Annotated in this window: 24 protein-coding genes; 6 read left to right on the top strand and 18 right to left on the bottom strand. The window is 51.6% G+C overall.

Annotated features, from left to right (window positions below; genetic code table 11):
• The first annotated feature begins 24 nt into the window (after positions 1-24).
• Positions 25-840, top strand: a complete 816-nt coding sequence (gene pyrF, locus Hfont_RS14390) for an orotidine-5'-phosphate decarboxylase (protein WP_112993180.1) — start codon at positions 25-27, stop codon at positions 838-840.
• Positions 841-1,087: 247 nt separating this feature from the next.
• Here pyrF and Hfont_RS14385 read toward each other — a convergent pair whose 3' ends face one another.
• The 4 genes from Hfont_RS14385 to Hfont_RS14370 all read right to left on the bottom strand — a co-directional run bounded on the left by Hfont_RS14385 (position 1,088) and on the right by Hfont_RS14370 (position 4,427).
• Positions 1,088-1,588, bottom strand: coding sequence for a CinA family protein (locus Hfont_RS14385; protein ID WP_112993105.1), 501 nt, complete (start codon positions 1,586-1,588; stop codon positions 1,088-1,090).
• Positions 1,589-1,590: 2 nt separating this feature from the next.
• A complete protein-coding gene (locus Hfont_RS14380) occupies positions 1,591-2,115 on the bottom strand; it encodes a phosphatidylglycerophosphatase A family protein (RefSeq protein ID WP_112993104.1) in 525 nt (174 codons plus the stop codon).
• Between the two features lies 1 nt (position 2,116).
• Complete coding sequence (gene thiL, locus Hfont_RS14375) at positions 2,117-3,076, bottom strand: thiamine-phosphate kinase (protein ID WP_112993103.1); 960 nt, start codon at positions 3,074-3,076, stop codon at positions 2,117-2,119.
• A 160-nt stretch (positions 3,077-3,236) separates the two neighbouring features.
• Positions 3,237-4,427 carry an NAD(P)/FAD-dependent oxidoreductase gene (locus Hfont_RS14370; RefSeq protein ID WP_112993102.1) on the bottom strand — a complete coding sequence of 397 codons (1,191 nt, stop codon included), beginning with the start codon at positions 4,425-4,427 and terminating at the stop codon, positions 3,237-3,239.
• On the opposite strand from Hfont_RS14370, the gene Hfont_RS15005 reads away from it, so the two are divergent.
• Complete coding sequence (locus tag Hfont_RS15005) at positions 4,408-4,869, top strand: hypothetical protein (RefSeq protein ID WP_133467277.1); 462 nt, start codon at positions 4,408-4,410, stop codon at positions 4,867-4,869. The genes Hfont_RS14370 and Hfont_RS15005 overlap by 20 nt on opposite strands.
• 1 nt (position 4,870) lies before the next feature.
• A complete protein-coding gene (locus tag Hfont_RS14360) occupies positions 4,871-7,183 on the top strand; it encodes an NADP-dependent malic enzyme (RefSeq protein WP_112993100.1) in 2,313 nt (770 codons plus the stop codon).
• A 77-nt stretch (positions 7,184-7,260) separates the two neighbouring features.
• Here the strand turns inward: Hfont_RS14360 and Hfont_RS14355 are convergent, their stop codons facing one another.
• Positions 7,261-8,193, bottom strand: coding sequence for a 5'-nucleotidase (locus Hfont_RS14355; protein WP_112993099.1), 933 nt, complete (start codon positions 8,191-8,193; stop codon positions 7,261-7,263).
• 149 nt (positions 8,194-8,342) lie between these two features.
• On the opposite strand from Hfont_RS14355, the gene Hfont_RS14350 reads away from it, so the two are divergent.
• Positions 8,343-8,723 carry a YkvA family protein gene (locus tag Hfont_RS14350; protein ID WP_112993098.1) on the top strand — a complete coding sequence of 127 codons (381 nt, stop codon included), beginning with the start codon at positions 8,343-8,345 and terminating at the stop codon, positions 8,721-8,723.
• A gap of 76 nt (positions 8,724-8,799) precedes the next feature.
• Here the strand turns inward: Hfont_RS14350 and Hfont_RS14345 are convergent, their stop codons facing one another.
• Entirely contained in the window at positions 8,800-9,057 is a 258-nt protein-coding gene (locus tag Hfont_RS14345; protein WP_112993097.1) for a hypothetical protein, read from the bottom strand.
• Positions 9,058-9,277: 220 nt separating this feature from the next.
• On the opposite strand from Hfont_RS14345, the gene Hfont_RS14340 reads away from it, so the two are divergent.
• Both Hfont_RS14340 and hmpA read left to right on the top strand, forming a co-directional pair.
• Positions 9,278-9,733: an RrF2 family transcriptional regulator gene (locus Hfont_RS14340; protein WP_112993096.1), complete on the top strand. Its 456-nt coding sequence runs from the start codon at positions 9,278-9,280 to the stop codon at positions 9,731-9,733.
• Between the two features lie 81 nt (positions 9,734-9,814).
• On the top strand, positions 9,815-11,014 hold the full coding sequence (gene hmpA, locus Hfont_RS14335) for an NO-inducible flavohemoprotein (protein WP_112993095.1): 1,200 nt from the start codon (positions 9,815-9,817) through the stop codon (positions 11,012-11,014).
• Positions 11,015-11,119: 105 nt separating this feature from the next.
• On the opposite strand, the gene Hfont_RS14330 is transcribed toward hmpA, so the two are convergent.
• The 12 genes from Hfont_RS14330 to Hfont_RS14275 all read right to left on the bottom strand — a co-directional run bounded on the left by Hfont_RS14330 (position 11,120) and on the right by Hfont_RS14275 (position 24,805).
• On the bottom strand, positions 11,120-12,817 hold the full coding sequence (locus tag Hfont_RS14330; RefSeq protein WP_112993094.1) for a methyl-accepting chemotaxis protein: 1,698 nt from the start codon (positions 12,815-12,817) through the stop codon (positions 11,120-11,122).
• A 37-nt stretch (positions 12,818-12,854) separates the two neighbouring features.
• Entirely contained in the window at positions 12,855-13,343 is a 489-nt protein-coding gene (locus Hfont_RS14325; protein WP_112993093.1) for a chemotaxis protein CheW, read from the bottom strand.
• Between the two features lie 320 nt (positions 13,344-13,663).
• On the bottom strand, positions 13,664-13,858 hold the full coding sequence (locus Hfont_RS15230; protein ID WP_112993092.1) for a hypothetical protein: 195 nt from the start codon (positions 13,856-13,858) through the stop codon (positions 13,664-13,666).
• 171 nt (positions 13,859-14,029) lie between these two features.
• On the bottom strand, positions 14,030-16,480 hold the full coding sequence (locus Hfont_RS14315) for a TonB-dependent receptor (protein ID WP_241523141.1): 2,451 nt from the start codon (positions 16,478-16,480) through the stop codon (positions 14,030-14,032).
• A gap of 136 nt (positions 16,481-16,616) precedes the next feature.
• A complete protein-coding gene (locus Hfont_RS14310) occupies positions 16,617-17,642 on the bottom strand; it encodes a FecR domain-containing protein (protein ID WP_112993091.1) in 1,026 nt (341 codons plus the stop codon).
• Positions 17,643-17,656: 14 nt separating this feature from the next.
• A complete protein-coding gene (locus tag Hfont_RS14305; protein WP_112993090.1) occupies positions 17,657-18,166 on the bottom strand; it encodes a sigma-70 family RNA polymerase sigma factor in 510 nt (169 codons plus the stop codon).
• 16 nt (positions 18,167-18,182) lie between these two features.
• Complete coding sequence (locus Hfont_RS14300) at positions 18,183-19,316, bottom strand: PepSY-associated TM helix domain-containing protein (protein WP_112993089.1); 1,134 nt, start codon at positions 19,314-19,316, stop codon at positions 18,183-18,185.
• Positions 19,316-21,556, bottom strand: a complete 2,241-nt coding sequence (locus Hfont_RS14295; protein WP_206604482.1) for a TonB-dependent receptor — start codon at positions 21,554-21,556, stop codon at positions 19,316-19,318. The genes Hfont_RS14300 and Hfont_RS14295 overlap by 1 nt, the downstream gene beginning before the upstream one ends.
• Positions 21,557-21,773: 217 nt before the next feature.
• Positions 21,774-22,232, bottom strand: coding sequence for a nuclear transport factor 2 family protein (locus Hfont_RS14290; RefSeq protein WP_112993087.1), 459 nt, complete (start codon positions 22,230-22,232; stop codon positions 21,774-21,776).
• A complete protein-coding gene (locus Hfont_RS14285; protein ID WP_181666464.1) occupies positions 22,229-22,996 on the bottom strand; it encodes an SDR family NAD(P)-dependent oxidoreductase in 768 nt (255 codons plus the stop codon). Before Hfont_RS14285 ends, Hfont_RS14290 begins: the two co-directional genes overlap by 4 nt.
• A gap of 46 nt (positions 22,997-23,042) precedes the next feature.
• Entirely contained in the window at positions 23,043-23,534 is a 492-nt protein-coding gene (locus Hfont_RS14280; protein WP_241523139.1) for a DUF3833 domain-containing protein, read from the bottom strand.
• A gap of 62 nt (positions 23,535-23,596) precedes the next feature.
• Positions 23,597-24,805: a class I SAM-dependent methyltransferase gene (locus Hfont_RS14275; protein WP_421801002.1), complete on the bottom strand. Its 1,209-nt coding sequence runs from the start codon at positions 24,803-24,805 to the stop codon at positions 23,597-23,599.

Below are 24,805 nucleotides of genomic sequence, written 5' to 3'. Positions count from 1 at the left end.
TGCACGAACAAGAGAGATATCGCTGTGACCTTTATTGAACAATTATCTGCTGCCTGGCAGACGCAAAATTCGCAACTCTGCATCGGCCTCGATCCCGATCTGGCCAAATTCCCTGCACATTTGCAGGGCAAGCCGGATGCGGTCCTGACTTTCAGTAAAGCGATCATCGACGCGACTGCGGATATTGCATGCGCGTTCAAGCCGCAGATCGCTTATTTCGCAGCCTTGCGTGCAGAAGATCAGTTGGAAGATATCTGCAAATATTTGCGCGAACGTTATCCGCATATTCCTATTGTGCTGGATGCCAAGCGTGGCGATATCGGTGCGACGGCTGAGCAATATGCGCGTGAAGCTTTCGAGCGTTACGGTGCGGATGCAGTGACGGTCAATCCGTATATGGGTTTCGATTCTGTGCAGCCGTATGTCGAACGCAAGGATAAAGGCGTGATCGTGTTGTGCCGCACTTCCAATGCGGGTGGTTCCGATTTGCAATTTCTGGATGTGGGCGGCAAACCTCTGTATCAACACGTGGCACATTTGGTGGCGGACAAGTGGAATACCAGCGGTCAATGTGCACTGGTGGTCGGCGCAACCTTCCCGAACGAGTTGGCGCAAGTACGTGCGATAGTCGGCGACATGCCCTTGCTGATCCCCGGCATAGGTGCGCAGGGTGGCGATATCAAAGCCACGGTCGAGGCGGGGCGCACGGAAAATGGCACCGGCATGATGATCAATTCATCGCGTGCGATTCTGTACGCAGGAAAAGACCAGAATTTTGCGCAAGCTGCACGCCAGGTTGCACTGGATACGCGCGACGCCATTAATCAGCATTGCAAATAATTTCTCCCATATTCACGGGATGGATTAACAGTCAGGTCGGCCGCTATACTGCGGCATCTGAATTTTACGACCTGCCTGTTATGACTTATCTGATTGAAAACCATCCTACTAAAACGATGGTCGCCGCCATCGCATTAGCGGTGTCGTCCTTGTTCTTTTTGTTCTGATTAGACGATTCTTGATGCGAGCTATGTCGAGGTTTTAGTGACATAGCTGCTTTTGAGTAGTGTGAGTTAAATAGTGCGAATTATTTGGTTCGCGCCAGCAGTTCCAGCAAGCCGTGCAATGCATGTTTGATGGTCTGTTCTCTGACTGAACGCCGGGTTCCACTGAACAGCATGCGTTCAACCTGCATCACATCCCCACAAGCCCAGCCAAAATAAATCGTGCCTACCGGCTTGCCCGGGACACCGCCATCCGGACCGGCAATGCCCGTGGTCGACAGTGCGACCGTCGCTTGACTGTTACGCAAGGCGCCTGCACACATCGCCGTCGCCGTCTCATTGCTTACAGCGCCATGCTGTTCCAGCACGTCGGCTGGCACGTTCAACAATGCTACTTTTGATGCGTTGGAATAGGTGACGAAGCCGCAATCGAACCATGTGGACGAGCCGGCAATTTCCGTAATGGCTTGTGCAACGCCGCCGCCTGTGCAGGATTCGGCGGTCGCCAATATCAACCCGCGACTCTTCAACTCTTGCCCGACCAAAGTGGCAAGCTCGAATATGTCGTGGTCTTCAACTTGCATGCTTATATCGTGCGCCATATTGCAAACACCAGCAGCGTGAAAAATGCGGCGACGATATCGTCGAACATCACACCCATGCCACCCTTGAAGCGTCTGTCGAAATAATTGATAGGCGGCGGTTTGACCATGTCAAAAAAACGGAAGATCAGGAAGGCATAGAACTGCGTCCACAGATCGGCAGGGGTGATGAACAACATCACCAGCCAGATCGCGATCACTTCATCCCACACCATGCTGCCATGATCGGCAACGCCGAGATCGCGTCCGGTTTTATCGCAGGCCCAGACGCCGACAAAGAAACCGGCGACGATGATGATCCACCAGTTCAGTGGCGAAAAAACTTCCGGCCAGCGCAAGGTCAATACACTGAATGACAACCAGCCGAACAGTGTGCCGAAAGTACCAGGCATGATTTTCGATAAACCACTACCAAAACCCTGCGCGATCATGTGCGCAGGATGCGACAGCATAAAGCCGGAATTGGGTTTGACGGTGATGACAGTGGATGCTGCTGGAGTTGAGTTCATGTCAGGCGAAGTGGTCGAATGAAGCGAGCTGAAGATCGAGTATCTTGCCATCGCTATCGAGCAAGCGTGTGCCGGGGGTGGCTTCTGTGCTGCCTATGCGTGTTACAGATGTGTTTGCTGCCAACGCAGCACCGAGCACTTCTTCGCGCCTTGATGCCGGCGCGGTAAAGCAAAGTTCATAGTCGTCGCCACCAGCCAATGTGAAGCGACGACGCATCTCGACGGATTGTTTTTGCAGCATGGCACCGGCAGGCAGGGTATCGACATTCAATGTGGCGCCAAGACCGGATTTTTTCAGGATGTGACCGAGATCGCCGATCAAGCCATCGGATACGTCGAGTGCTGAATGGGCGACGCCACGCAAGGCGAGGCCGAGCGCGACGCGCGGTTGTGGCGTATGCAGAGATACGGCTGCTGCATTCAGTGTTTTGGCATCCAACTCATATTCTTTGTGCATTGCACCCAGTGCCAGGCGCGCATCGCCCAAGGTGCCGGATACCCAGATGTCGTCGCCGATTTGCGCAGTATCGCGCCGCAAGGCAGTGCCGATTGGGGTTTGGCCAAAAATCGTGATGCAGATATTCAGCGGCCCTTTGGTCGTGTCGCCGCCTATCAATTCGCAGTTGTGTTCATCGGCCAGGGCAAACAGGCCGGCAGAAAATTTCTCCAGCCATTGTTCATCAGCCTTCGGCAATGACAGCGCCAATGTGAATGCGACCGGTTCTGCGCCCATTGCCGCCAGATCGGACAAATTGACGGCCAGGGATTTATGACCCAGCTTGTATGCATCTGTGCCGGCAAAGAAATGGCGACCTTCGACCAGCATGTCGGATGAAATCGCAGTTTGCATTCCATCCTGTTGTAGCAGCAGTGCGCAATCATCCCCGATACCGAGCATGGCGCGGTTTTTTGGGTGAGCATGGCGCACGAAATAGCGCGCAATCAAATCGAATTCGGACATATGCTTATTGTACAGAATGATGTGTGTAGATGATGCTGACCTTATTGCTATCGCGGCTGCCAGCGACGATGGCTACAGACAAAAAATAACCGTCATGCCGCTAGTAAGGAAATGACGGTCAGCGTGATGCATCGGATTGCTATCCGATGCAAATTGCAGATTACTGACTTGCTTTTTGTCCCAGCCCAGCCAGTAATTCTTGCCGAATCGCATTGTCATGCGGCGAGACGCCGAAGCCTTCCAGTACGTCATTTGCATCATAAAAACGGCTGATGCTGCGACCAGTCTCTGTAGTTTCATCCAGCCATCTCCCGGTGGCAACGATGTGCGGTGCAGGCGGGATCAAGGCCAGCGGAAAACTAGGCGTTTTAATCAGAACAGGCGATGGTTTCAGATCGATCTCCGTGCGTTCACCGCTCAAAGTACGGGCAATGGCGCGGCCAGCCGTCATGATAGGCATGATGTACGGCAGGGTGCGAGTGCTGCCATCGGCCAGAGAAGTGTATTCGGCACAATCGCCTAACGCGTAAATGTCCGCAGCGCTGGTTTGTCCTGAGGTGTCGATCACGATGCCGCGCCCGGTTTTGAGTTGTGCGGCATGTGCCAGACGCAGATCGGGACGCAGGCCGACTGCAGACAACACGACATCGGCTTCTACGGTAGTGCCATCGGCCAGTGTTACGCACAAGTCCGTGGCTGCATGGGTAACGGTTTCTGCGACTGTTCCAAAATGAAAGCGCACACCACGTGCAAGCAATGCGGCTTGCAAACCGGCAGACAGGGCAGGCGCAGTTAATGCAGCCAGTGGTCTGTTACTTGGATCAATCAAGGTAACTGCATGTCCTGCGCCAGTTAGATCGTCGGCAAATTCGCAGCCGATCAAACCTGCACCAAGAATCGCGACACGTACCGGCGTGGCATTTTTCGGTGAGTTGATGCGTGCGCGGAAGACTGCGTAATCGGCTATGTGATTCACCGACAATACCTGGTTGGCGGCATCGCCTTTCAGTCCGAGGTGTATTGCTTGCGCGCCGACTGCGAGTACCAGTTTTTCAAATTCATACTTGCCGGAACTGGTGTCTACGGTTTTGGCTGCAGTATCGATACCGTTGACGCGCGTGTGCGGCATCAAGGTTATGGCTAACTGCTCGGCCATTTGCGTAGCGCTGTGTGTAATTAGTTGCTCTGCCTGTTTGCCATGTGCAAAGGCATTCGACAGCATCGGTTTTGAATAGTAGCCGCCGCTGTCTTCCGTGATCATGATCAGTGGACTTGTTTTGTCCAGTTTGCGAAATTCGCGTGCGACGGTGTAGCCGGCTAATCCTGCTCCGATGATGATGATCGGTTTCATTGTTTCCCTTATTGTCAAAATGCCACGTCGAATTGATCGACAAGGTCGTAATCCTGCCAGCCTGATTTTTCGATTTTCTATGCTCGTATCGAAATTTGCGGCGCGGGCGCCATGTTACCGTTTTCAACTACAAGATGCCGCAAATTTGAGTGTATCTTTTTGCATGCATTCAGAAGTTTTTCCTTGGGATTCAGATCGCATAATGTTTTCCAATATTAAGAAAAACACAATGGCTGTGGACACACTGAGCAAGCGCGACTTGAACGAACTATCAATTAAATTGATGCAAGTCTTATATCTGATAGCTTTTCTTCCTATTTTTTACGTCTTTCGGGGCATGGAGGGAAGAAATATCAGTAAAAATACGTATAAATACAATAATCAAAATATTGCCTCTGCTAAAATCAAAGGCTCCCTACGCTTAAAAAGGATGGCTGCTTAGTATGGATTCGAACATCGACAAGAAAGAAGAACTTCGCCTTCAGTTACGTCAGGCAGCACTGGAATATCACGAGTTTCCGACTCCCGGCAAAATCAGCGTCACTCCTACCAAACAAGTTACCAATCAGCGCGACCTGGCACTGGCATACACGCCTGGTGTTGCGGTTGCCTGTGAAGAAATCGCCCTTAATCCTGCAGATTCATATCGCTATACGGCGCGCGGCAACCTGGTTGCAGTGATTACCAACGGTACCGCCGTGTTGGGTTTGGGGAATATCGGTCCGTTGGCCGCCAAGCCGGTGATGGAAGGCAAGGCAGTTTTGTTCAAGAAATTTGCCGGTATTGATGTATTCGATATCGAAATCAATGAAACCGATCCAGATAAATTGTGCGACATCATCGCCTCGCTGGAGCCGACTTTCGGTGGCATTAATCTGGAAGACATCAAAGCGCCTGAATGCTTTTACATCGAACGCACCTTGCGCGATCGCATGAAGATTCCAGTCTTCCATGATGATCAGCACGGCACCGCGATCATTGTTTCTGCGGCGATTTTGAACGGCTTGAAAGTCGTCAATAAAGATATCAAGAAAGCCAAGCTGGTTGTGTCTGGCGCTGGCGCTGCGGCGCTGGCTTGTCTGGACTTGATGGTGGACCTGGGTTTCCCGCGCGAAAATATTTTTGTGACCGATCTGGCTGGCGTGGTTTATCAAGGTCGTGTTGAGTTGATGGATCCGGACAAGGAAAAATTCGCGCAAAAAACGGATGCTCGTACCTTGGCTGACGTTATTGCGGATGCCGATATTTTCCTTGGCCTGTCGGCTGGCGGTGTGTTGAAACCTGCAATGGTTGCCGCAATGGCAAAACGTCCCGTGATTCTTGCATTGGCCAATCCGACGCCGGAAATTTTGCCGGATGAAATCCGCGCAGTGCGTGATGATGCGGTGATTGCAACCGGCCGTTCCGATTTCCCGAATCAGGTTAACAACGTTCTGTGCTTCCCGTACATTTTCCGCGGTGCGCTGGATTGCGGTGCAACCACGATCACACGTGAAATGGAAATCGCAGCGGTGCATGCGATTGCGCAACTGGCGCAAGCCGAGCAATCCGACATCGTGGCGACAACCTACGGTATCAACAATCTGAGCTTCGGCCCGGATTACATCATTCCTATGCCTTTCGATCCGCGTCTGATGATCAAGATCGCGATGGCGGTTGCCAAGTCGGCGGAAGAGTGCGGCGTGGCGGCGCGTCCTATCAAGGACATGGAAGCCTACGCAGATAAACTGCAGCAATTCGTTTATCGCAGCGGCACCTTCATGAAGCCGATCTTCCAGATCGCGAAGGCAACACCGCCGGATCTGAAGCGTATTGTGTATGCGGAAGCTGAAGAAGAGCGCGTATTGCGCGCAGTGCAAGTCGTGGTTGACGAGAAGCTTGCAAGACCGATTTTGATTGGTCGTCCGGCTGTGCTGCTGCAACGCATAGAGCGTTTTGGTTTGCGCATCAAGCCGGATGTTGATTTCACAATCATCAATCCGGAACACGATGATCGCTATCGCGATTTCTGGCAAACGTATCTGGAAATGACCTTGCGCAAAGGCGTGACCGAACAGTATGCCAAACTGGAAATGCGTAGGCGCCATACCCTGATCGGTGCAATGGCTATTCACAAGAAATACGCTGACGGCATGATATGCGGTACTTTCGGCACGACAGACCTGCATCTCAAGTATGTCGAACAAGTGCTGGGCAAGCGTGTCGGCGTCAATGCGTATGCGGCGATGAATTGCGTGATTCTGTCAGATCGCCAGTTATTCCTGGTTGATACACACGTCAACGAAAATCCGAGCGCCGAGCAATTGGCCGAGATCACGATATTGGCAGCGGAAGAAATGCGTCGCTTCGGTTTGCCGCCGCGTGCTGCCTTGCTGTCGCATTCGAACTTCGGTACCAGCAACAGTGACTCAGCGCAGAAGATGCGCAAGGTCCTGCAACTGGTCAGAGAACGCGCTCCGGATTTGGAGATCGATGGCGAGATGCATGGCGATATAGCGATGAGTGCGGCAGCTTTGAAAATAGCGATGCCGGATTCGACTTTGAAAGGCGATGCCAATCTGTTGGTATTCCCGAACATCGATGCCGCTAATATTTCCTACAACTTGCTGAAAACGACGGTCGGTAACGGCGTGGCGATCGGTCCGATTTTGCTCGGTTGCGCGAAACCTGTTCATATCCTGACGCCATCGGCAACCGTGCGACGCATCGTCAATATGACGGCATTGTGCGTGGCGGATGCAGTAGCAGAACGCTAGACTTTGACGCATTAAAAAAGCCGCTCTGGTCGTATGACAGAGCGGCTTTTTTTCGTCCAGAGCTGAATGTTTACACTTTAGCTTTTCTGCTCGATCGCGATGCCGTCGCGCAGTGGTACGCGGCCGGTTTGAACCAAGGGTGAGGCGCGTTCGCAATGGCCGGCCTGGTCATCGAAAAACATATGCGGTTTGAAGGCCGCCAGTACATCGGACTTGGCAACGCCGCCCATAAAGAAGGTTTCATCTATCATTACATCCCAGGCGCGTAGCGTACGGATGACGCGCTCATGCGCAGGTGATGAACGTGCAGTGACGAGCGCAGTACGGATGGGCGCAACAGCAGTGCGGCCTTCGACATTCTTGAAGCTGTTCTGGATGAAGGACAAGGCTTTCAGCAAGCGGGCGAATGGTCCTTCCGGCAGCGGCTTCAAGGCATTTTCGCGTTCGTGATTTTCAAATGCTTCTATGCCCTGGGTTTGGTAGATGCGTTCCGATTCGTCGGAGAAAATCACTGCATCGCCATCGAATGCAATCCGGATCTGATCCAGTTCTTCAAATGCATTCGCAGGTTTTTGATACAGCAATGCAGAGGCGACGCTGGAATTAACTGCAGCCTGTACATCGTCTTCATGCAAGGAAAGGAACAAGCTGACGTTGAAAGCATGTAAATACGGCGCCAATAACGCGCCGCCAGACAATACCGCGCGTGTAATGTCCAGATCGTAATGCTTGATTGAATTGAATATGCGCATCGAGGTTTCGGTCGAATTGCGCGACATGATGACTACTTCGACAAAGCGTTGATCCGGCGTCAAGGCATTGAGTTTGAGCAGAGCGCGCACGAGTGCAAAACCTGCACCCAGTTTCAGGATTTCATTTTCATTGTCGAGTTGATGCTGGCGATACGCTTCCAGACCCTGGGTACGGAAAATGGCTTCTTCGACTTCCAGGTCGAACAGTGCACGGGACGAAATGCCGACTACCAGCAGACGATCGAGTGAAACAGGCATGGTTGATTTTCTCTTGAGTGATTCTTTGCTATCGATTTGTCGTACGCGAGACGGAAGAAGGTAAACTCGATTTCACATACAGATCAACGAAAGGTTGGAATCATTATAAGCATTCCTGTCTTGCGTACTCTTTTCAGACATAAGCCAATATGAAAATAATGAAGATAGTGAGCCTGTGGGCCAAGGGCATCAAGCGCGACGCAGTGATGCTCTGGTTCGCGCGCAAGCATCCGGATACACCGTTGTTGGCGAAAATCGTCTGCGTAGTGGCAGTTTTATACGCTTTGAGTCCGATTGATTTGGTTCCGGACTTTATTCCGATACTTGGTTATGTAGACGACGCACTTTTATTGCCCGCAATGATCTGGCTTGCGGTGCGTTTGCTGCCGCCGCAAGTGCTTGTTTTGTGTCGGCAGCAGGCAGATGACTGGATGAGGCAGCGTGGGGTCAAGCCAAGAAGCTATATTGGTGCCGCAATTGTGGTCGCAATCTGGTGCCTGATAGGCTACCTTTGCTGGCGCTGGATTTAAGTTTTACAGGGATGCGTCCACGGCCGTCGTGTGAGCAGTGATAACGATGGGCAAGGCATCTGCCTTGCCCAAGTTTTTATTTTTGTGGTTCGTCGTCATTTTCGTAAAAAGAAACACGTATCGCTTGTTTCTTTTGCATCTTCTTCAAACCCCATTTGGTTCCAAGGTAGGCCGCGAGCAGGCAGCAGAACAAAGCTCTCCAGCCCAGATAATACATGCCGACAAATGGCAGTATGATCACCAGTACGGTCGAGAAGAAGTCGCGCTTGTTCAACGTAATCCAGTAGTGCGACAATGCATAGACAACGAAGAGCCCAATAAAAGCGATCAGCATGATATTTGTTCCTTAGTACAAAAGTGCGACAGAAGTACGCGCATTCTAGCATCTGGAATTTTCAATTGGCCTGATAAAAATCAAGACAAGAATCACGGTGGAAGTCACAGCTTGGCACATTGCTTGCTCATGATATTTCAATGTCAAAAACGGAATGAAATTATATGTTGCTTTTAAAATGCATGTTTAATAGAATGGCTGCACTGGAGTGCATTCACTGATGAAACTAACCCGATTCTCGGATATTGGATTGCGCGTGCTGATGTATTTGGCAAAGGAAACACGCAGCTCTGCGGTTACCGTTGCTGAAGTAGCAGTGCAGTTTGACGTGCCGCATAATCATTTGGTCAAAGTCGTTGGTGCTTTGGCGAAAATGGGCTGGATCGACGCTGTACGCGGGCGTAATGGCGGTATTAGGCTTGCGATAGAGCCCGAGAAGTTGCGCATAGGCGTTGCCTTGCGTGTGCTCGAAGGCGATGCCGAACTGGTCGATTGTGAAGGCCTTGGCTGCCGACTTTCAGGCGATTGTGTTTTACGCAATGCATTGCGAGTGGGTGTAGAAGCGTTTTACGAAGCCATGAATCAATACACCTTGGCTGATATCGTTGGCGGCAATGTGGGCGAGCAGATTGTTCATATGCATCGCGCTTTCTTGATGGATCGCGTTAGTATCTAACGCGATTTTGTAAGTAACCGGACCGCAAGGTCTTTTTTTAAAACTTATAAGTTGCATTTTAAATGCTACATAGGAGTAAAAATGTTATCTGCTGAATCTCGTCCCTATATCGACGCGAGCGTCCCTGTTTTACGTGAGCATGGTCTTGCCATTACCAAGGTTTTTTACAAGGCGCTGTTTGAAGCGCATCCTCAATTACACAATATATTCAACGCTGGAAACCAGGCCAATGGCTCGCAGCAGCAATCGCTTGCCTCGGCGGTATTTGCCTATGCCGCAAACATCGATAATCAGGCGGCATTGGCGCCGGTGATTTCACGCATCGTTCACAAGCATGTTTCCCTGGGCGTGACGGCTGAACACTATCCTATCGTCGGTCATCATTTGCTGGCATCAATCAAGGAAGTCCTGGGTGATGCGGCAACGCCGGAATTGATTGCAGCATGGGCAGAAGCCTATGGCTTGCTGGCTCAAGCATTGATCGATGAAGAAAACAGATTGTACAAGGCGGCAGGTACGCAGCCGGGCGATCTGTTTGACATGCGCGTCGTCGCGGTCGATCAACAGAGTGATCAGGTCAGGTCTTTTTCTCTGGTGCCGGTGGATGGACAGCTGCCATCATTCAAACCTGGTCAGTACATCAGCGTTGCAGTACATCTTCCTGATGGCTTGCGCCAACTGCGGCAATACAGTTTGTCGGATACGCCGGATCATCAACATCTGCGCATCTCCGTCAAGCGTGAAATCGCCGGCAAGGAAACACCAGCAGGTATGGTATCGAACTGGTTGCACGACAATGTCGTGGTGGGTAGTGTCATTCCTGCCAGCAAACCGTTCGGTGATTTCACTCCCGATACCGAAGGCGACGGTCCTATCGTATTGTTGTCCGCTGGTGTCGGTATTACACCAATGATTTCTGCTCTCAACCGCATCGCAAAAGTGTCACCTGGTCGACGCGTGATTTTTGCGCATGCCGCCCGCAATGCAAGTCACCATCCGCATCGCGCCGATATAGCAAAGGCCGTGGCGCTGATGCCGAATCTGCACAGCGTGACTTTCTACGAAGATGACAAGGTGGATCAGGATGGTGCTACTTGTCTGGCCGGCAGAATGCAATTAAAGAAATTGCCGCAATGGGACGTGGATAAAGCCAAGGTTTACATGTGCGGTCCATTGCCGTTCATGCAGACACAGTGGGCGGATCTTGTCGAGCAAGGTGTGCCGGCGCATCAGTTGCACCGTGAAGTATTCGGTCCGGACATGCTGGATCACCTGATTTAAATTTTGATGCTCGAATGAAAAAAGCTCCTGTTTCTCAACAGGAGCTTTTTTATCGTTTGAGCTAGTCAAAAAGAAATCGATAGAGATGATGGTCTATGGATTTGATCAGAACTGCTCCCAGTCACCGTCGGAGTCTTTACTGTTGGCGATCTTTGCCGGTGTCGGGATGCTGCGTTTTGCTGGCGTCGCAGCCGGGCGGCTTGCCAATGCCTTGGGGCGTGCTTGCGGGCTGATACTCTGAGTGCTGGTCTGATGGCCGTGCAACTTGAATACGCTGACGACTGCTGACAGATTGCCTGCCTGATCGTTAAGCGATGCTGCAGCAGCGGCGGCTTCTTCAACCAGCGCGGCATTTTGTTGTGTGACTTCATCCATCTGCACAATTGCGGTATTGACCTGTTCAATACCTGCGCTTTGTTCCTGGCTGGCTGCCAGAATTTCCGCCATGATGTCGGTCACGTGTTTGACGCTATTGACGACCTCGGTCATTGTGGTGCCAGCTTGCGCCACCAGCTTGCTACCGGCATCCACCTTGCTCACCGAATCATCGATCAGGGTTTTGATTTCTTTTGCGGCAGCTGCCGAGCGTTGCGCCAGGTTTCTGACTTCGCTTGCTACCACCGCAAAGCCGCGACCCTGTTCGCCAGCACGTGCTGCTTCAACTGCTGCGTTCAGCGCAAGAATGTTGGTCTGGAATGCGATGCCATCGATGACGCCGATGATGTCGACAATTTTCTTGGCTGAAGTATTGATCGAATCCATCGTATCGACCACATCGGAAACGACTGTGCCGCCTTTGACCGCAACCGTGGATGCCGTCATTGCCAACTGGTTAGCCTGGCGTGCATTATCAGCATTCTGCTTGACGGTGGAGGTGAGTTCTTCCATCGACGAAGCGGTTTCTTCCAGTGATGCAGCTTGTTGCTCGGTGCGACTGGATAAGTCCAGATTGCCTGCTGCAATCTGTGTGGTGGCTGCGCCGATGGCGGTGCTGCCTTCACGCACTTGCGACACGGTGTCGGTCAGTCGAGCCTGCATTTTTTGCAGGCCGAGCATCAGGGTGCCCATTTCATTTTTGGATTTGACTTCGATATTGCTGGTCAGATCGCCAGCTGCAATAGACTCGAAATGGCCCATCATTTCTTGCAAAGGTTGGTTAATCGCGCGTATCAGGAAGAAGGCGGAGATCGCAACAGCTACGAGGCCGAATAAAACGCCAGCAATGGCAGCTATACGGAATTTGGCAAACAGCGACTGACTTTTTTCGTAGCCTTCTGCTGCGTTTTCCATCTGGAGTGCAATCAGCGCATCCGTGCTTTTTGTCAAATCCTGGAACAGGGGCGACATTCTATTCAAAAGAATAGCTTCTGCTTCATCAATCCGATGTTCACGCAGCGCGGTCCCTAATTTCTTATTGCCGACTTCGAGGTAGGTGAGACGTTTGGCAGTGACTTCCTCTGCCAGTTTTTTCTCAGCGTCATTTTCAACCGGGAGTGCCAGGTATTTTTTCCATTCGTCGTCGGATTGTGTATAGAAATTCTCTGCACGTTTGATGGTTGTTTCTGCACTTGCCTCGTCCGGGCGCATCGCAACGCGGTTAAGTGCCGCGCGTGCTTGCAACAGACGCGTCATCATCAGGTTGATCGCATTGGATGAGGGCATCTGGTTGGTGTAAACCTCTTGCAAGGTGTTGTTGGTGGTTTGCAGACCGAATACGCCCATTGCCCCGCCTATGATGAGCATGACTCCCATAAACATCATGGTCAGAATCAGACGCAGCTTGATTGATAGATTGTTCAACATGATCTTTCCGTGTGGTGGTGGACGTTAATGGAAATATTTAGGCAGCAATTTTTTCGATCAAGCCCATGTCTGTCGAGCTCATCAATTTGTCGATATCCAGCAGTATCAACATACGTTCTTCTATCGTGCCAAGCCCGAGCAGATAATCGGCCTCGACGATGGCGCCCATTTGCGGTGCCGGTTTCAGTTGTTCATGTGTGAGCGTGATGACGTCAGAGACACTATCGACCACCATTCCCATGACGCGTCCCCCAATGTTCAGAATAATCACGACAGTAAACTGGTCGTAGACCGGTGTGCCCAGATTGAACTTGATACGCATATCGATGATCGGCACGATGATGCCGCGCAGATTGACGACACCCTTTATAAACTCTGGAGTATTGGCGATACGCGTAACCGCATCGTATCCACGCAGTTCTTGCACTTTTTGGATGTCGATTCCATATTCTTCCTTGCCGAGCGTAAAGGCCAAAAATTCAAGGGATGTAAAAGTCGAGACGGATGGTTGCGTGGAAGAAGACATGTTTTCCAATCTGAATAGGGGAATAATATTGCTTCAGTGAAACTAAATGCGAGTATAGCGAGGCTTCCGAAAATCGATGAAGGATTTCAGACTGCAACTTTTTAAAATTGCAAAAATTTAACAATGATTCACAATTGCAGCGATTTTTACAACGGAGGAGGGGTGCTACAGGAAGAAAGCGGTACTGCGAGGATGAGTTTGAAGGAGGTGCGCTGCTAATTGTTAAAACATAGATAGCGCCGGCCTACTTTCTAGGCGCAGAAATTGAATGTGGTTCGAGCAAGTGTGAAAATGCGTTTCATCAAAAGATGGAATGCGAGCTATTTTTTAGAGCGTTTGAAACTGAACCACAGGCCTGCAACAATCGGCACCGCCAGCGCAAGCCAGGCCGCCCAATGCCACGCGCCGGTTTTCAACAACGCCGCGAGCAAACCGAATACCGTCAATATTGCCAATATGATCGGCGCGCGCCAGACAAACCAGAAGTTGCTGCGTGGGGTTGAGCTGTTAGTCATTGCCAGTTTCCAAATGAAGCGATTGTGTATTGTAGCGGCCTTCAATAATCCATATCACAACAAGGCGGTCGCTCTGCCAGGAGGGACTGCCTTGTTGATTGTCATACCTGAGTCCTTGCGGAAAAATAGGCAAGGACTCAGAACTTTGATTGCAGACGATTGCGGAGAACGTTAGAAGTCGATCGACGCGGATAGTACTGCGGTGCGCGGTGAGCCAACAGTGACGTAAGTGCCGGTCGTGAGCCAGTAGTTCTTGTCGAACAAATTCTCGATATTGGCGCGGAAGACGACTTCCTTGCCGGCCACAGCTGTACGGTAACGGGCACCGAGGTCATAACGCGTCCAGCCGTCGAATTTCTGAGTGTTGCTGGCTGTCAGGTAAGAACCCGAGGTGTAGATTACACGGCCGTTCAAGGACAAGCCTGCAAGCCAAGGCGTATCCCAATCGAGACCAGCGCTCGCGGTAGTGTCGGGGACGCCAGCAGCGTCCTTGCCCTGATTGACACCATTCGGTGTTTTAGTCAGCTTAGGATCGACGAATGCGACGCTGGCCATGCCGCGCAGGCCGCGTTGCAGTTCGCCATAGGCCGACAATTCAAGACCACGATTGCGTTGTTCGCCGAAGTAGCCGTAGATGTTGGTCGCAGTGTCGACTTGAGCGTTCGGGCGCGCAATTTGGTAAATCGCTGCTGTAGTCGTAATGCTGCCCCAGTCCACCTTTACACCAGCTTCGTACTGTTCCGATTTGAACGGAGCCAGTGCTTCACCCGGATTCGCATAACCCGACGTCGTAGAGACGAAGGCGCCGCGGGTTAGTCCTTCGGTGTAGTTACCGTAGACCGAGACATTCGCCATAGGTTTGAATACGATGCCTGCGATCGGCGAGACCGCGCTCTCGTCATAGTTGCTTGTTTTTGCGCCCGTTGCGGCGAAGCTTTGTACTTCCACGGTCTGGTTGCGTGCGCCGAGTGTGATCAACAGGCGGTCATTCATGAAGGACAGCGTATCTGCGATCGCGAAGCTGCTGAGCGTGGTGTCAGATGTCTTGATGGGTGAGGTACGTGCTGCAGTGATGGCAGGAAGTGGTGCTGGATTGTAGATATTGGATGCCCTTGTGTTTCCGGTAATGTAGGCGCTGCCTGCCTCTTGCTGCATTCCCGTCACGGCAGCAGTAAGCGTATGCCCGATACCCACCGTGTCGAAGCGCCAGCGCAAACCGGCGTTGCCGCTTGTCGTCTTGGTGTACGAGTCGTAGTAATTGTTGCTTGCAGTGAAGTTGCCGGCGGTGTTGACGGGAGTGGTCGACCTTGGAAACACCTGGTCGTTCGTGCCATCGCGATAACCGATACCGGCGTAAGCAGTCAGCGAGTCGGTGATGTCGTATTCGAGACGCGTTGCAATGGTCGAGTCTTTTTGTACCAGTGTTGTGCCGGGATAGAAGTTCAAACGGGCATCCGGTGGTGCGGGAATGGCGGTGAGACCTGTGTCCAGACTGATTTGTGGACGGAAGTTATCTGTGTCGTCATGTTGGGCTATGGCGTCAAGCGACCAGCGCAGGTGGCTGCCGCGATAATCGATACCTAGCGCGGCCAGGCCGGTTTGCTGATTGCCACCATCGATGGTGGCCTCGCCATCGCGCACCAAGCCGTTGAAACGCACGCCCCATGCTTTGTCTTCACCGAAGCGGCGACTCATATCGAGCCCCAAGCCAAAATTAGAGCTGCCGGTATACGTAGCGCTCACGCGTGTGAGTGGATCATCGCCGGCACGTTTGCTGACGATATTAATGCCACCGCCGACACTGCCGCTTGGTGCAATACCGTTGATTAACGCGCCTGGTCCCTTGAGGATCTCGACGCGTTCGACCAGTTGGGCCGGCACGCGATTCTGCGAGATCAAGCCGTATAGTCCATTGAGACCAACGTCGGTGGCGCTGACGGCAAAGCCACGGATCTGGAAGGTTTCATCAAAGCCGGTGCCGCCGGTACTCATGCGTACTGAAGCGTCATTCACCACAACGTCGGCCAGCGTGCGGACCTGCTGATTTTCCAGAAGTTCAGACGTGTAATTGCTTGTGCTGAATGGCACATCCATCGCGTTCTGCGAGCCCAGCAAACCCAAGCTGCCGCCACGTGCCACTTGTCCGCCAGCATAGGCTGCTTGCAAATCCGTTGCAGATGCTGCAGAAACGGTTACTGCAGGCAGCGTGCTGACGCCGGCAGCGATGCGGCGCAGACGGTAGCCGCCGTTAGTGCCGGAGATTGCTTCCAAACGATGAGAGCCCAGAATTGTATCCAGTCCTGTACGTACTGAATAACTGCCATGCAGCCCATCGCTTTGCAGGCCAGCCGTCAGTTCAGGATCGATCGCAACGAGAGCACCGGCTTCGCGTCCAAAGCGACCGAGCACCTGATCCAGTGAACCTGCAGGAATGTTGTATTGACGGGCAGCCTCTGTCCGAGCAGCTGCATCCGGAGTGCTTTGAGCGATCGCAGGTACGAAAACTGCGATACCGACCAGCAGCGCGCTGCACAGCGCGAGGCGTGCGGCATGGGCGATTGGCGTGATGATCATCGGTGGGTGACGATGCATGCCTGCATCGCGCTTGAACTGGTCGGGCATCTTGGTTCCTTTTCATATCGGGCTGGAAATGCGGCGTTGCCTTTGTTTGCAGCGCCTCTATTCCTGTTGATGCACGAACTCGGGAAACCTGCCTTCGTATTTGAAAATATTTTTTCTTGCTGGTTGCGTCATTTATTTACGCAGTGCTTCCAGTCTTCTTGCCGGCTTCGATTGTGGTCCAGTAGCGCGTTAGGTGACGGACTTGCAAGGGCAATATTTCGCTCAATAATCCCAACACGGCGTCGGTGTCATGCAGCGGAAAAGAGCCGCTTACCAACAAGTCAGCAACTGCCGGATCACAACGTAAAACTCCTTTGCGGTAGCGGTCAATTTCGTTGAGAAAATCGGCCAGTCGCATCCGCTCGACCACCAGCACGCCGTCGGTCCATGCTGCGATGCTGTCATCCAAAACAAATGGCGTCAGAACAGACATTGCAGTAAAGCGGGTTTGCTCGCCGGCGTTGACACGCACTGCATCGCCGCTGCTTGCCGCAACGTTGACTGCACCTTCCATTACTGCGACGGCGGTTGTGGATGGACTGCCGACAAGATTGTGTCTGACCGTAAAGCGCGTACCGATAGGCTGGATGCAGCCATTGCTGGTCGCAACTTCAAACGGTCTGCCGGCTGCGTCTTTTGCTGTCGTGACCATGATCTCGCCACGATGCAACACAATCTGGCGCAGGCTGTCATTGAAGCGCACGTCAATCGCAGTTGCCGTATTGAGCATGATGCGTGTGCCGTCTGCCAGCACAATGTGGCGTTGTTCGCCGGTGGCGGTGTGATGATCTGCTGTTACGGTTTGCCATACCGGTTGTTGGCGTATGACGACTGCGCTGCCACCGATGACGCCAAGGCCTAACAATGATCTCAAGACCATGCGACGCGTATTGCCATCGGCGCTGCGCAATACGGAACGCAGTAGTGGTGGTGCTACGTGATTGCCACCACTGCGCAAATCCTGTCCGATATTGTTAAGCCGTTGCCAGGCCTGCTCATGTCTTGCATCCTCCTTGCGCCATGCTGCACATGCGCGTCGATCTGCTTCATGCACTGCGCCCGACTGCAAAGTAACCAGCCAGACTATCGCCTGTTTGACGATGGCCTGATCAATGTGCTCGCTAGCGTCGGATAAAGGTGCGAATAGAGTGTGCTGTTGCATGGAATGGATATTAATTACGGCGCGTAGACGGCCGCATAGCAATGTTGAAATGCGCGAATCATCGATTTTTGTACTGCATTCACCGACATGTCGAATTGAGAAGCGATTTCTGCGTAAGTTAATCCATCGAGTTGCGACAGCAAAAAAATATCACGCACACGTGGCGACAAGGCATCGAGTACACGGCTGACTGCCGTGAGTGCCTCGACTATCAGTATGCGTGTTTCCGGCGACGGCGCAGTTTCTTCCGGCATGCCTGCCAATGCATCCAGATAGGCGCGCTCCAATGCGAGTCGCCGAAAATATTGTGCGGTCAGACGCGATGCAATCGTGGTGAGATAGGCGCGCGGTTCGCGAATGACATCCTTGTCGCGTCCAGTCAAGATGCGAGCGAAAGTATCCTGCGCCAGATCGTTGGCGTTGTCGATATTTCCCAATTTTCGACGCAGCAAATTGACGAGCCAGCCGTGATGATCGCTGTAGATAGCTTCCAGTTCTTGTGATCGGGTATGAGTGAGCAACATGACTATCAACAGTTAATCAGGCTTGATGCGCCTGAATCAGTTTCTCCATTCGTGCTTCATTGGTCTTGCGTCGCACGATCCACAAATAGAGTCCGCTGCCGAGCACGACGATGGTCATTAAATCGAGCAGCGTCCAAATGATCTTCATCGGCATGCCGCCGTAATCACCGAAATGCAGCGGTTGTGAAACGAGCAGGGCGGTGAGATACCACGGTAGTACGCGGCTGTCAGTTACTTCGCCGGTCTTTGCATCGACCAATACCGGTTTGAACAGGCGCGATGTCAATGGCTCAGTGCCTCGCATGAAAATGCCGTAGTGATGCGGGCTGGTGAATGCGGTACCCGGGAAGGCGATGAAACCCATCTTCATGTCGGGCTCTAGCGCGATTGCGGCATCGACGGCTTTTTGCAGTGAGCCTAATGCGGTCAATGGCGCTTGACCTTTGTAAGGGGCAACCATTTCAGACATTTGATCGTATTGCCAGTATTTAACCAGCAGGTCGGCCCAGGTATTGATGACACCAGTTACGCCGACGACAAGTGCCCACGACAGCGTGACGATGCCCAGCAGATTGTGCAGATCCAGCCATTTCAAGCGTGATGAACGCTGATCACGCACAGTACCGAACTTCAGTTTTTTCATGAACGGGCCATACAGTACGACGCCGGAAACAATCGCGATGACGAGAAGAATACCCATGAAGCCAAGGAATAATTTTCCTGCCAATCCTGCAAACAGATCGACGTGCAAGGAAAACATGATGTACATGAAGCCCTGATCCAGCTTGGGTTCAGCCAACACTTCGCCAGTGCGCGCATCGACTGCAACCTGTTTAAAGCCGGATTCAGAAGTGGGTGTAGGCGAGAGCGTAACAAACCATAGCCGATCATCATCCGCTTCCTGGGAGACGAACATGCCTCCTAAATCAGGATGCCGCGCTATGGCCACTTCCATAACCTTATCCAAGCTGACTCGTGGAGTATCAGCCGCCATCTCCGGCGCTTCGACCTCGGTCCCGAGCAGATGCCCGATCTCGTGATGGAAGATCAGCGGCAGCCCTGTTAAACAGAGTAGCAGCATGAATATGGTGCACACCAGGCTGGACCATTTATGGATCCATGCCCAGCGGCGCAGGCTTGCTGTGTTCATTAGAAGTCGATGGAGGCAGTTAGGCTGAAGGTGCGTGGATTGCTGAGAACCATATAGCCACTACCCGGGTAACCACCGACGGATGACCAGTAGTTACGATCGGCCACATTGTCGACGCGAGCGCGAAGTGTGACTAAACGTCCTTGAATCTCTGTCAGATATCTTGCGCCCAAATCGAGTCTTGTCCAACCTGGAACCTTTTGAGTATTTGCTGCATTCGCATAGACATCATTGGTCGCGGTCGTACGCACATCTAAAGTGAGTCCAGTGAGACCTGGAACATCCCATTCAGCGCCGAGGCTCGCTTGGCTACTTGGTACGCCAATAACTCGTTTTCCATCGACGTTAGCATTGCCCGTAGCAATCTGCTTTGCGTCAAGGAAGGTAACACCGCCGAGCAAGCGCAAACCTTTGGTTGCCTCACCATAGACCGACAGCTCCAGACCTTCATGACGATCTTTTCCCTCTGCTGTAAATACAGTTCCGATAACGGCAGAGCGAGGTTTCTCTGTTGAGAATGCCGCAATATTTGCACCGAATCGGCCGGCATCATATTTCAGTCCGATTTCCTTTTGTTTTGATACGTAAGGAGCGAACTGTGTGCCTGGATTAGAAATGGTTACGCCCCCTGAAGTTGTCGGGGCGGTATCACCTTGCGCGAGGCTCTCAATGTAGTTTGCGTAGACAGATATGTTTTCTGTCGGTTTGATAACCAAACCTAATACTGGGCTATTGCGACTTTTTTCATACCCACTTGTTACGCCGCCTGGCGCGGTAACAACGCCAAGGCTGTTCGTAATGCGGTAGCTAATGGAAGTTGATTTCAGATTTTGATGGCGTACGCCCAAGATCAAACGAACTTTGTCATCATAAAAAGACATTGTGTCGCCAATGGCCAGACTCTTTAGTGTTGTAGTCCCATTGAGTGCGGGGTTTGCCAAATCATTGCCAAATCCGGTCAATGCTGGTCGCGCAAAGCTAACAGGGTTGTATATATTGGTGGCTGAGGCAGGGCCGGTGGCGTATGCATTTTTCTTTTCAAAATCAAAGTATGAGAATGCAGCTACCAGTTCGTGGCCAACGGAACCAGTCAAGACTTTTGAGCGCAAACCCAGTTCTGCGGTTTTTACACTATCTTTCCGAGTATTGTCGAATCGAGAAGCGGTGCTTGCTCCAGTCGTTGCATTGCTTAAATTAACTCCGGCAAGAGAGTTTGCTTCGTAACTTTCTTTTGCTCCAGCAGCAAACCATGCAGTAGTTTTTGCATTGATGTCGTATTCACCTCGGAACGAGCCAAATGTCTCTCGTTCGTCAGAATATGTCCAAGGTTGTGCAAAATTGGTTTTGTTATCGGGTGCGACAGGGATACTCGTTAAAACCGCAGCTGGTGTGACATTAGGCCGTGATTCATTGAGCGAATGCTCTTGATGACCAATATCGGCAGACAGGCGGACATCTCTGCTATGCCAATCCAGTCCAACAGAAGCGACGTTCAGTTCAACATGCTCACGATCCACCGCAGTGCCGCCACTTCTGTGCGCTGCATTAATGCGAATGCCAGTTTCTTGATTAGGACCGAAGCGTCGAGCGATATCACCAGAAGCATAAAATTGCGATCCGCTAGCAGTGCCTATGCTTGCTCTGTTAAGTAGCTCATTTGGTGCGCGTTTAGGCAATAAATTAATGTTGCCGCCTACGCCTCCACCACTTGGAGTAGCGCCGGTAAGGAAGCCACTCGCACCCTTCAGAACTTCAACACGCTCAAACAATTCAGACGAAATATATTGTCTCGGCAAAAGGCCGTATAAACCGTTGTACGCAATGTCATCCGAGTTCACGATAAATCCACGAATAAAATAAGACTCCTGGAAGTTACCGAATCCACGTGCCACTCTCACTGTAGGATCATTTTGCAAAACGTCTGCAACACTACGGGCCTGCTGATTTTGAATGAATTCATTTGTGTAACTGGTAATGGAAAATGGCGTATCCATATTGTCTTGCGTACCCAAAATGCCAGCGCGTCCACCGCGAGCAACCTGACCACCGGCATACGGTTTCGACAAACCTTCCGCCGAAGCGTCCGCACTTGAAGTCACTACAATTTCTGCCAGCTCAGTGGTTTTGCTTGGATCTGCAGTTTGTGCAAAAGCGGTTCCGGTCAGCATAGGCAGCGCAGCTTGTAGTGCGCATGCGAGTAATGTTTGTTTAAAAATTGGGGATGAGGTGCGGGAAGACATGGAATTTCCTTGTGTGCTGCTAAGCGGGGATGTCGTATTTTGGAATAGTCGCAAATAGTAAATATAAATACGAATTATTCTCATTATATATTGTGCGACAGGGCTCCCGCAACACAAGACTGGATTGCGCGTTGCAAATTCGGGAATGTAGTTGGTATGGATGTGGCTTTCATTGCGAGAATTGCAATGAAAATGTAGGGTAGTGCAGAACGCTAATTTATTTGCGCGCGATCCTTTTCAGGATGCGCATCAAACTACCTAATACTGGCAATTTTTCGTAGAGTTCTTCTGCTGCATCCCAAAAATCCCTATGCATCTCGACCAGGCCTGCATCGTTGAAGCGCAGTTGTGTTGCGCCGCATATGCATTGCTCTGCGCGCGCGTAGCGTTTCATATGGAATAAGAAATCCCAGGTGATAAAAGCCTGATTGCCTTGCAAGACGTGTGTGGTGATGAGGAAGCGTGGATTCTCTACCTGCACGAACATGTGCGTGAATAATGGTGTGATGGCAGTCAAGCCACGTACTTCATTGAATGGATCTTTAAAGCTGGCATCTGCTGCGTAGATGAGTGGTAGTTGTGTTTGCGCAGATTGCACGGTCAGCGTTTCAAAAAACTGTACGACGCGTTCGAGTGCCGCCTGGTGATCTGGTGTTTGGTTTGTAGAATTGCTCATAGCCCGGTCCCTTTGTGGACCAACCAGAAGTACATGCGGTAGGGCAGTAATCGCATCAGGCGCAGGAAATTTGAAAAACGGCGTGGAAAATGTATATGAAATTGTCCGCGTTCCAGTCCGTGCACCAATGCTTGCGCCGCATCCGGGCCTGACATCAAGGCCGGCATGGGGAAGTCATTCTGTTGCGTCAACGGTGTGTCGACAAAGCCTGGAGTAATCATATGCACACCGATGCCACGCGGATGAAGATCAAAATAAAGTGATTCGCACAGATTGATTAATGCGGCTTTGGTCGGGCCGTAAATCAGTGCTTTTGGCAAACCGCTGAATCCGACGACAGAGGAAACGATGCCGATTCCGCCTTTGCCTTGTGCAAGCAAAGTGGGTAGTACGGCATCGAGACTATGCAAGACGCCGCGCAAGTTGAGATCGATCATCTGATTTGCGGCCGCAAGATCAAAACTGTCTGCGCGCATTTCCTGATAACTGCCTGCCACCATCAATACCAGATCGAAGCCATTCCATTGCTGCAAGATGACGTCGCGCGCGGCCAATACGGCTGCGTGATCGGTGACATCCAGCGCTGCTACCAATGCATTCGGATTGCCATTCGCGACCTCTGTCAAAATCTCGGCGCGTCGCGCAGAGAGCGCAACGCGCGCGCCTTTGGCCAACAGCAATCTTGCGGTTTCTGCACCTATGCCCGTTGACGCACCAATAATCCAGACGCGTTTATTGTGCCAATCTGTAATGCGAGGATTCATTGTTTGCTCTATGTGAATGAGAGGTTATCAGTGACTGGATTAATGGTTAAGGGCGTTTGGTGAACGACAATGTGACTTCTCCGAGATTGACACCAAACTTGCTCATCGCGGTACGGTTCAACATCACGCGATCATCCATCAGTATCATCCAGTCATCCATGTGCATGTTGTAAACCTTGCCATCCACAGGTAAGGCCAGCACATATTTCCAGTTCAAGGCATTGCCTGATGCTGTACCGATAGCTTCGCCGACGACATCCGATGCAGTACCGATGTAGCTGCCGGGTGCGACCTGTTTGATGGTCCAGACACGTTTTTGCTTGGTGCCATCTGAATAGGTAAAGTCTTCATCCAGTGTGCCGACATCGCCATCCCATTTGCAGCGCATGACGACGGTGAAGCGCTTCACCACTTTGCCTGATCTATCCTGAAACATGCCCCATGCATCCAGCGTACCGTTGAAGTATTGCTTGATATCGAGCACGGGTTTTTCGGCAGCGTAATGTGATGGTTCTATTGGTGCGCAGGATACGAGCATGGTTGCCGCGATTGCGGTCAGTATTAATCTTAGATAGGGCATGACCTTCCTCTTCGTGTGATTTAGTTCTTCTCTAAGGTGAACTGCATGACATCAATACTGCCCGCGCGAAATCCTGCTTCGCAATACGCCAGATAGAATTCCCAGGTACGCAAGAAGCGATCATCAAAACCTTGTTCACGCACTTGCGACAAACGGGCCTTGAACGCAGCGCGCCAATGCTCAAGCGTGCGTGCATAATCGATGCCGAACTTGAATTCATCCACTACGCGCAGCCCATGTTGTTCAGCTTGGCGTTTGAATGCCGAAGGCGAGGGCAGCATGCCACCCGGAAAAATGTATTGCTGAATAAAATCCGTACCTTTGCGATAACGCTCGAATAGTGCATCATCAATCACGATGGTTTGAATGCAGGCACGGCCTTGCGGTTTGAGGTTGCGCGCGATGCAGGCGAAGTAGCTGGGCCAATATGCTTCACCGACTGCTTCAAACATTTCGATGGATGCGATCGCATCGAACTGACCATCAGCATCACGATAATCCTGCAATAACAATTCGGCTCTATCGTTCAAGCCGGCTTTAGCCAAGCGCTGATTTGCAAATTCAAGTTGTTCTGTCGATAGCGTCAGACCAGTGACATGCGCGCCTGAGGTTGTTGCCAATTCTGCGAAACCACCCCAGCCGCAGCCGATTTCCAGCACACGTGCTTCTTGCGACAAGTTCAATTGTTCCAGTATGCGTTGATATTTTGCATCTTGCGCCTGCTGCAAATTGTCCGCGTCCGCATTTGCAAATATGGCGCTGGAGTAGGTCATCGATGGATCCAGCCACAACTGATAGAAGGCGTTACCAATATCGTAATGCGCATGTATGTTCTTGCGGCTGCCATTGCGCGAGTTGCGATTGAACAGATGTCGTACGCGATACAGCAGACGACCCCACCAGGTGCCGTAAATGACAGCTTCGATTTGCCGGCGATTACGTATGAAAATTTCTATCAGGCCGGGCAGATTATCGGTGCTCCAATTGCCATCGATAAAGGTTTCGGCAAAACCGATATCACCAGACTTTAAGGAGGCATTGCAGATTTCCCAGTTTTCCAAAGTTAGCGTTACTGGCGAATTTCCATTGCCGAAATGTGCAAGGTGTCCATCCGGAAATTCCATACGCAAGGCGCCGTGTTCCATTCGTTCCAGAAGTTGCAAAATGAATTTGACTTGCGACGGCAGGTCGGAAGTGGATAGCGAATCGACGTGCAAACTGATTTGCAT

It is taken from the genome of Herminiimonas fonticola, from assembly GCF_003293745.1.
Lineage (GTDB): Bacteria > Pseudomonadota > Gammaproteobacteria > Burkholderiales > Burkholderiaceae_D > Oxalicibacterium > Oxalicibacterium fonticola.
The sequence above is the reverse complement of the archived record's forward strand: the minus strand, read 5'-3'. Positions and strand labels throughout refer to the sequence as shown.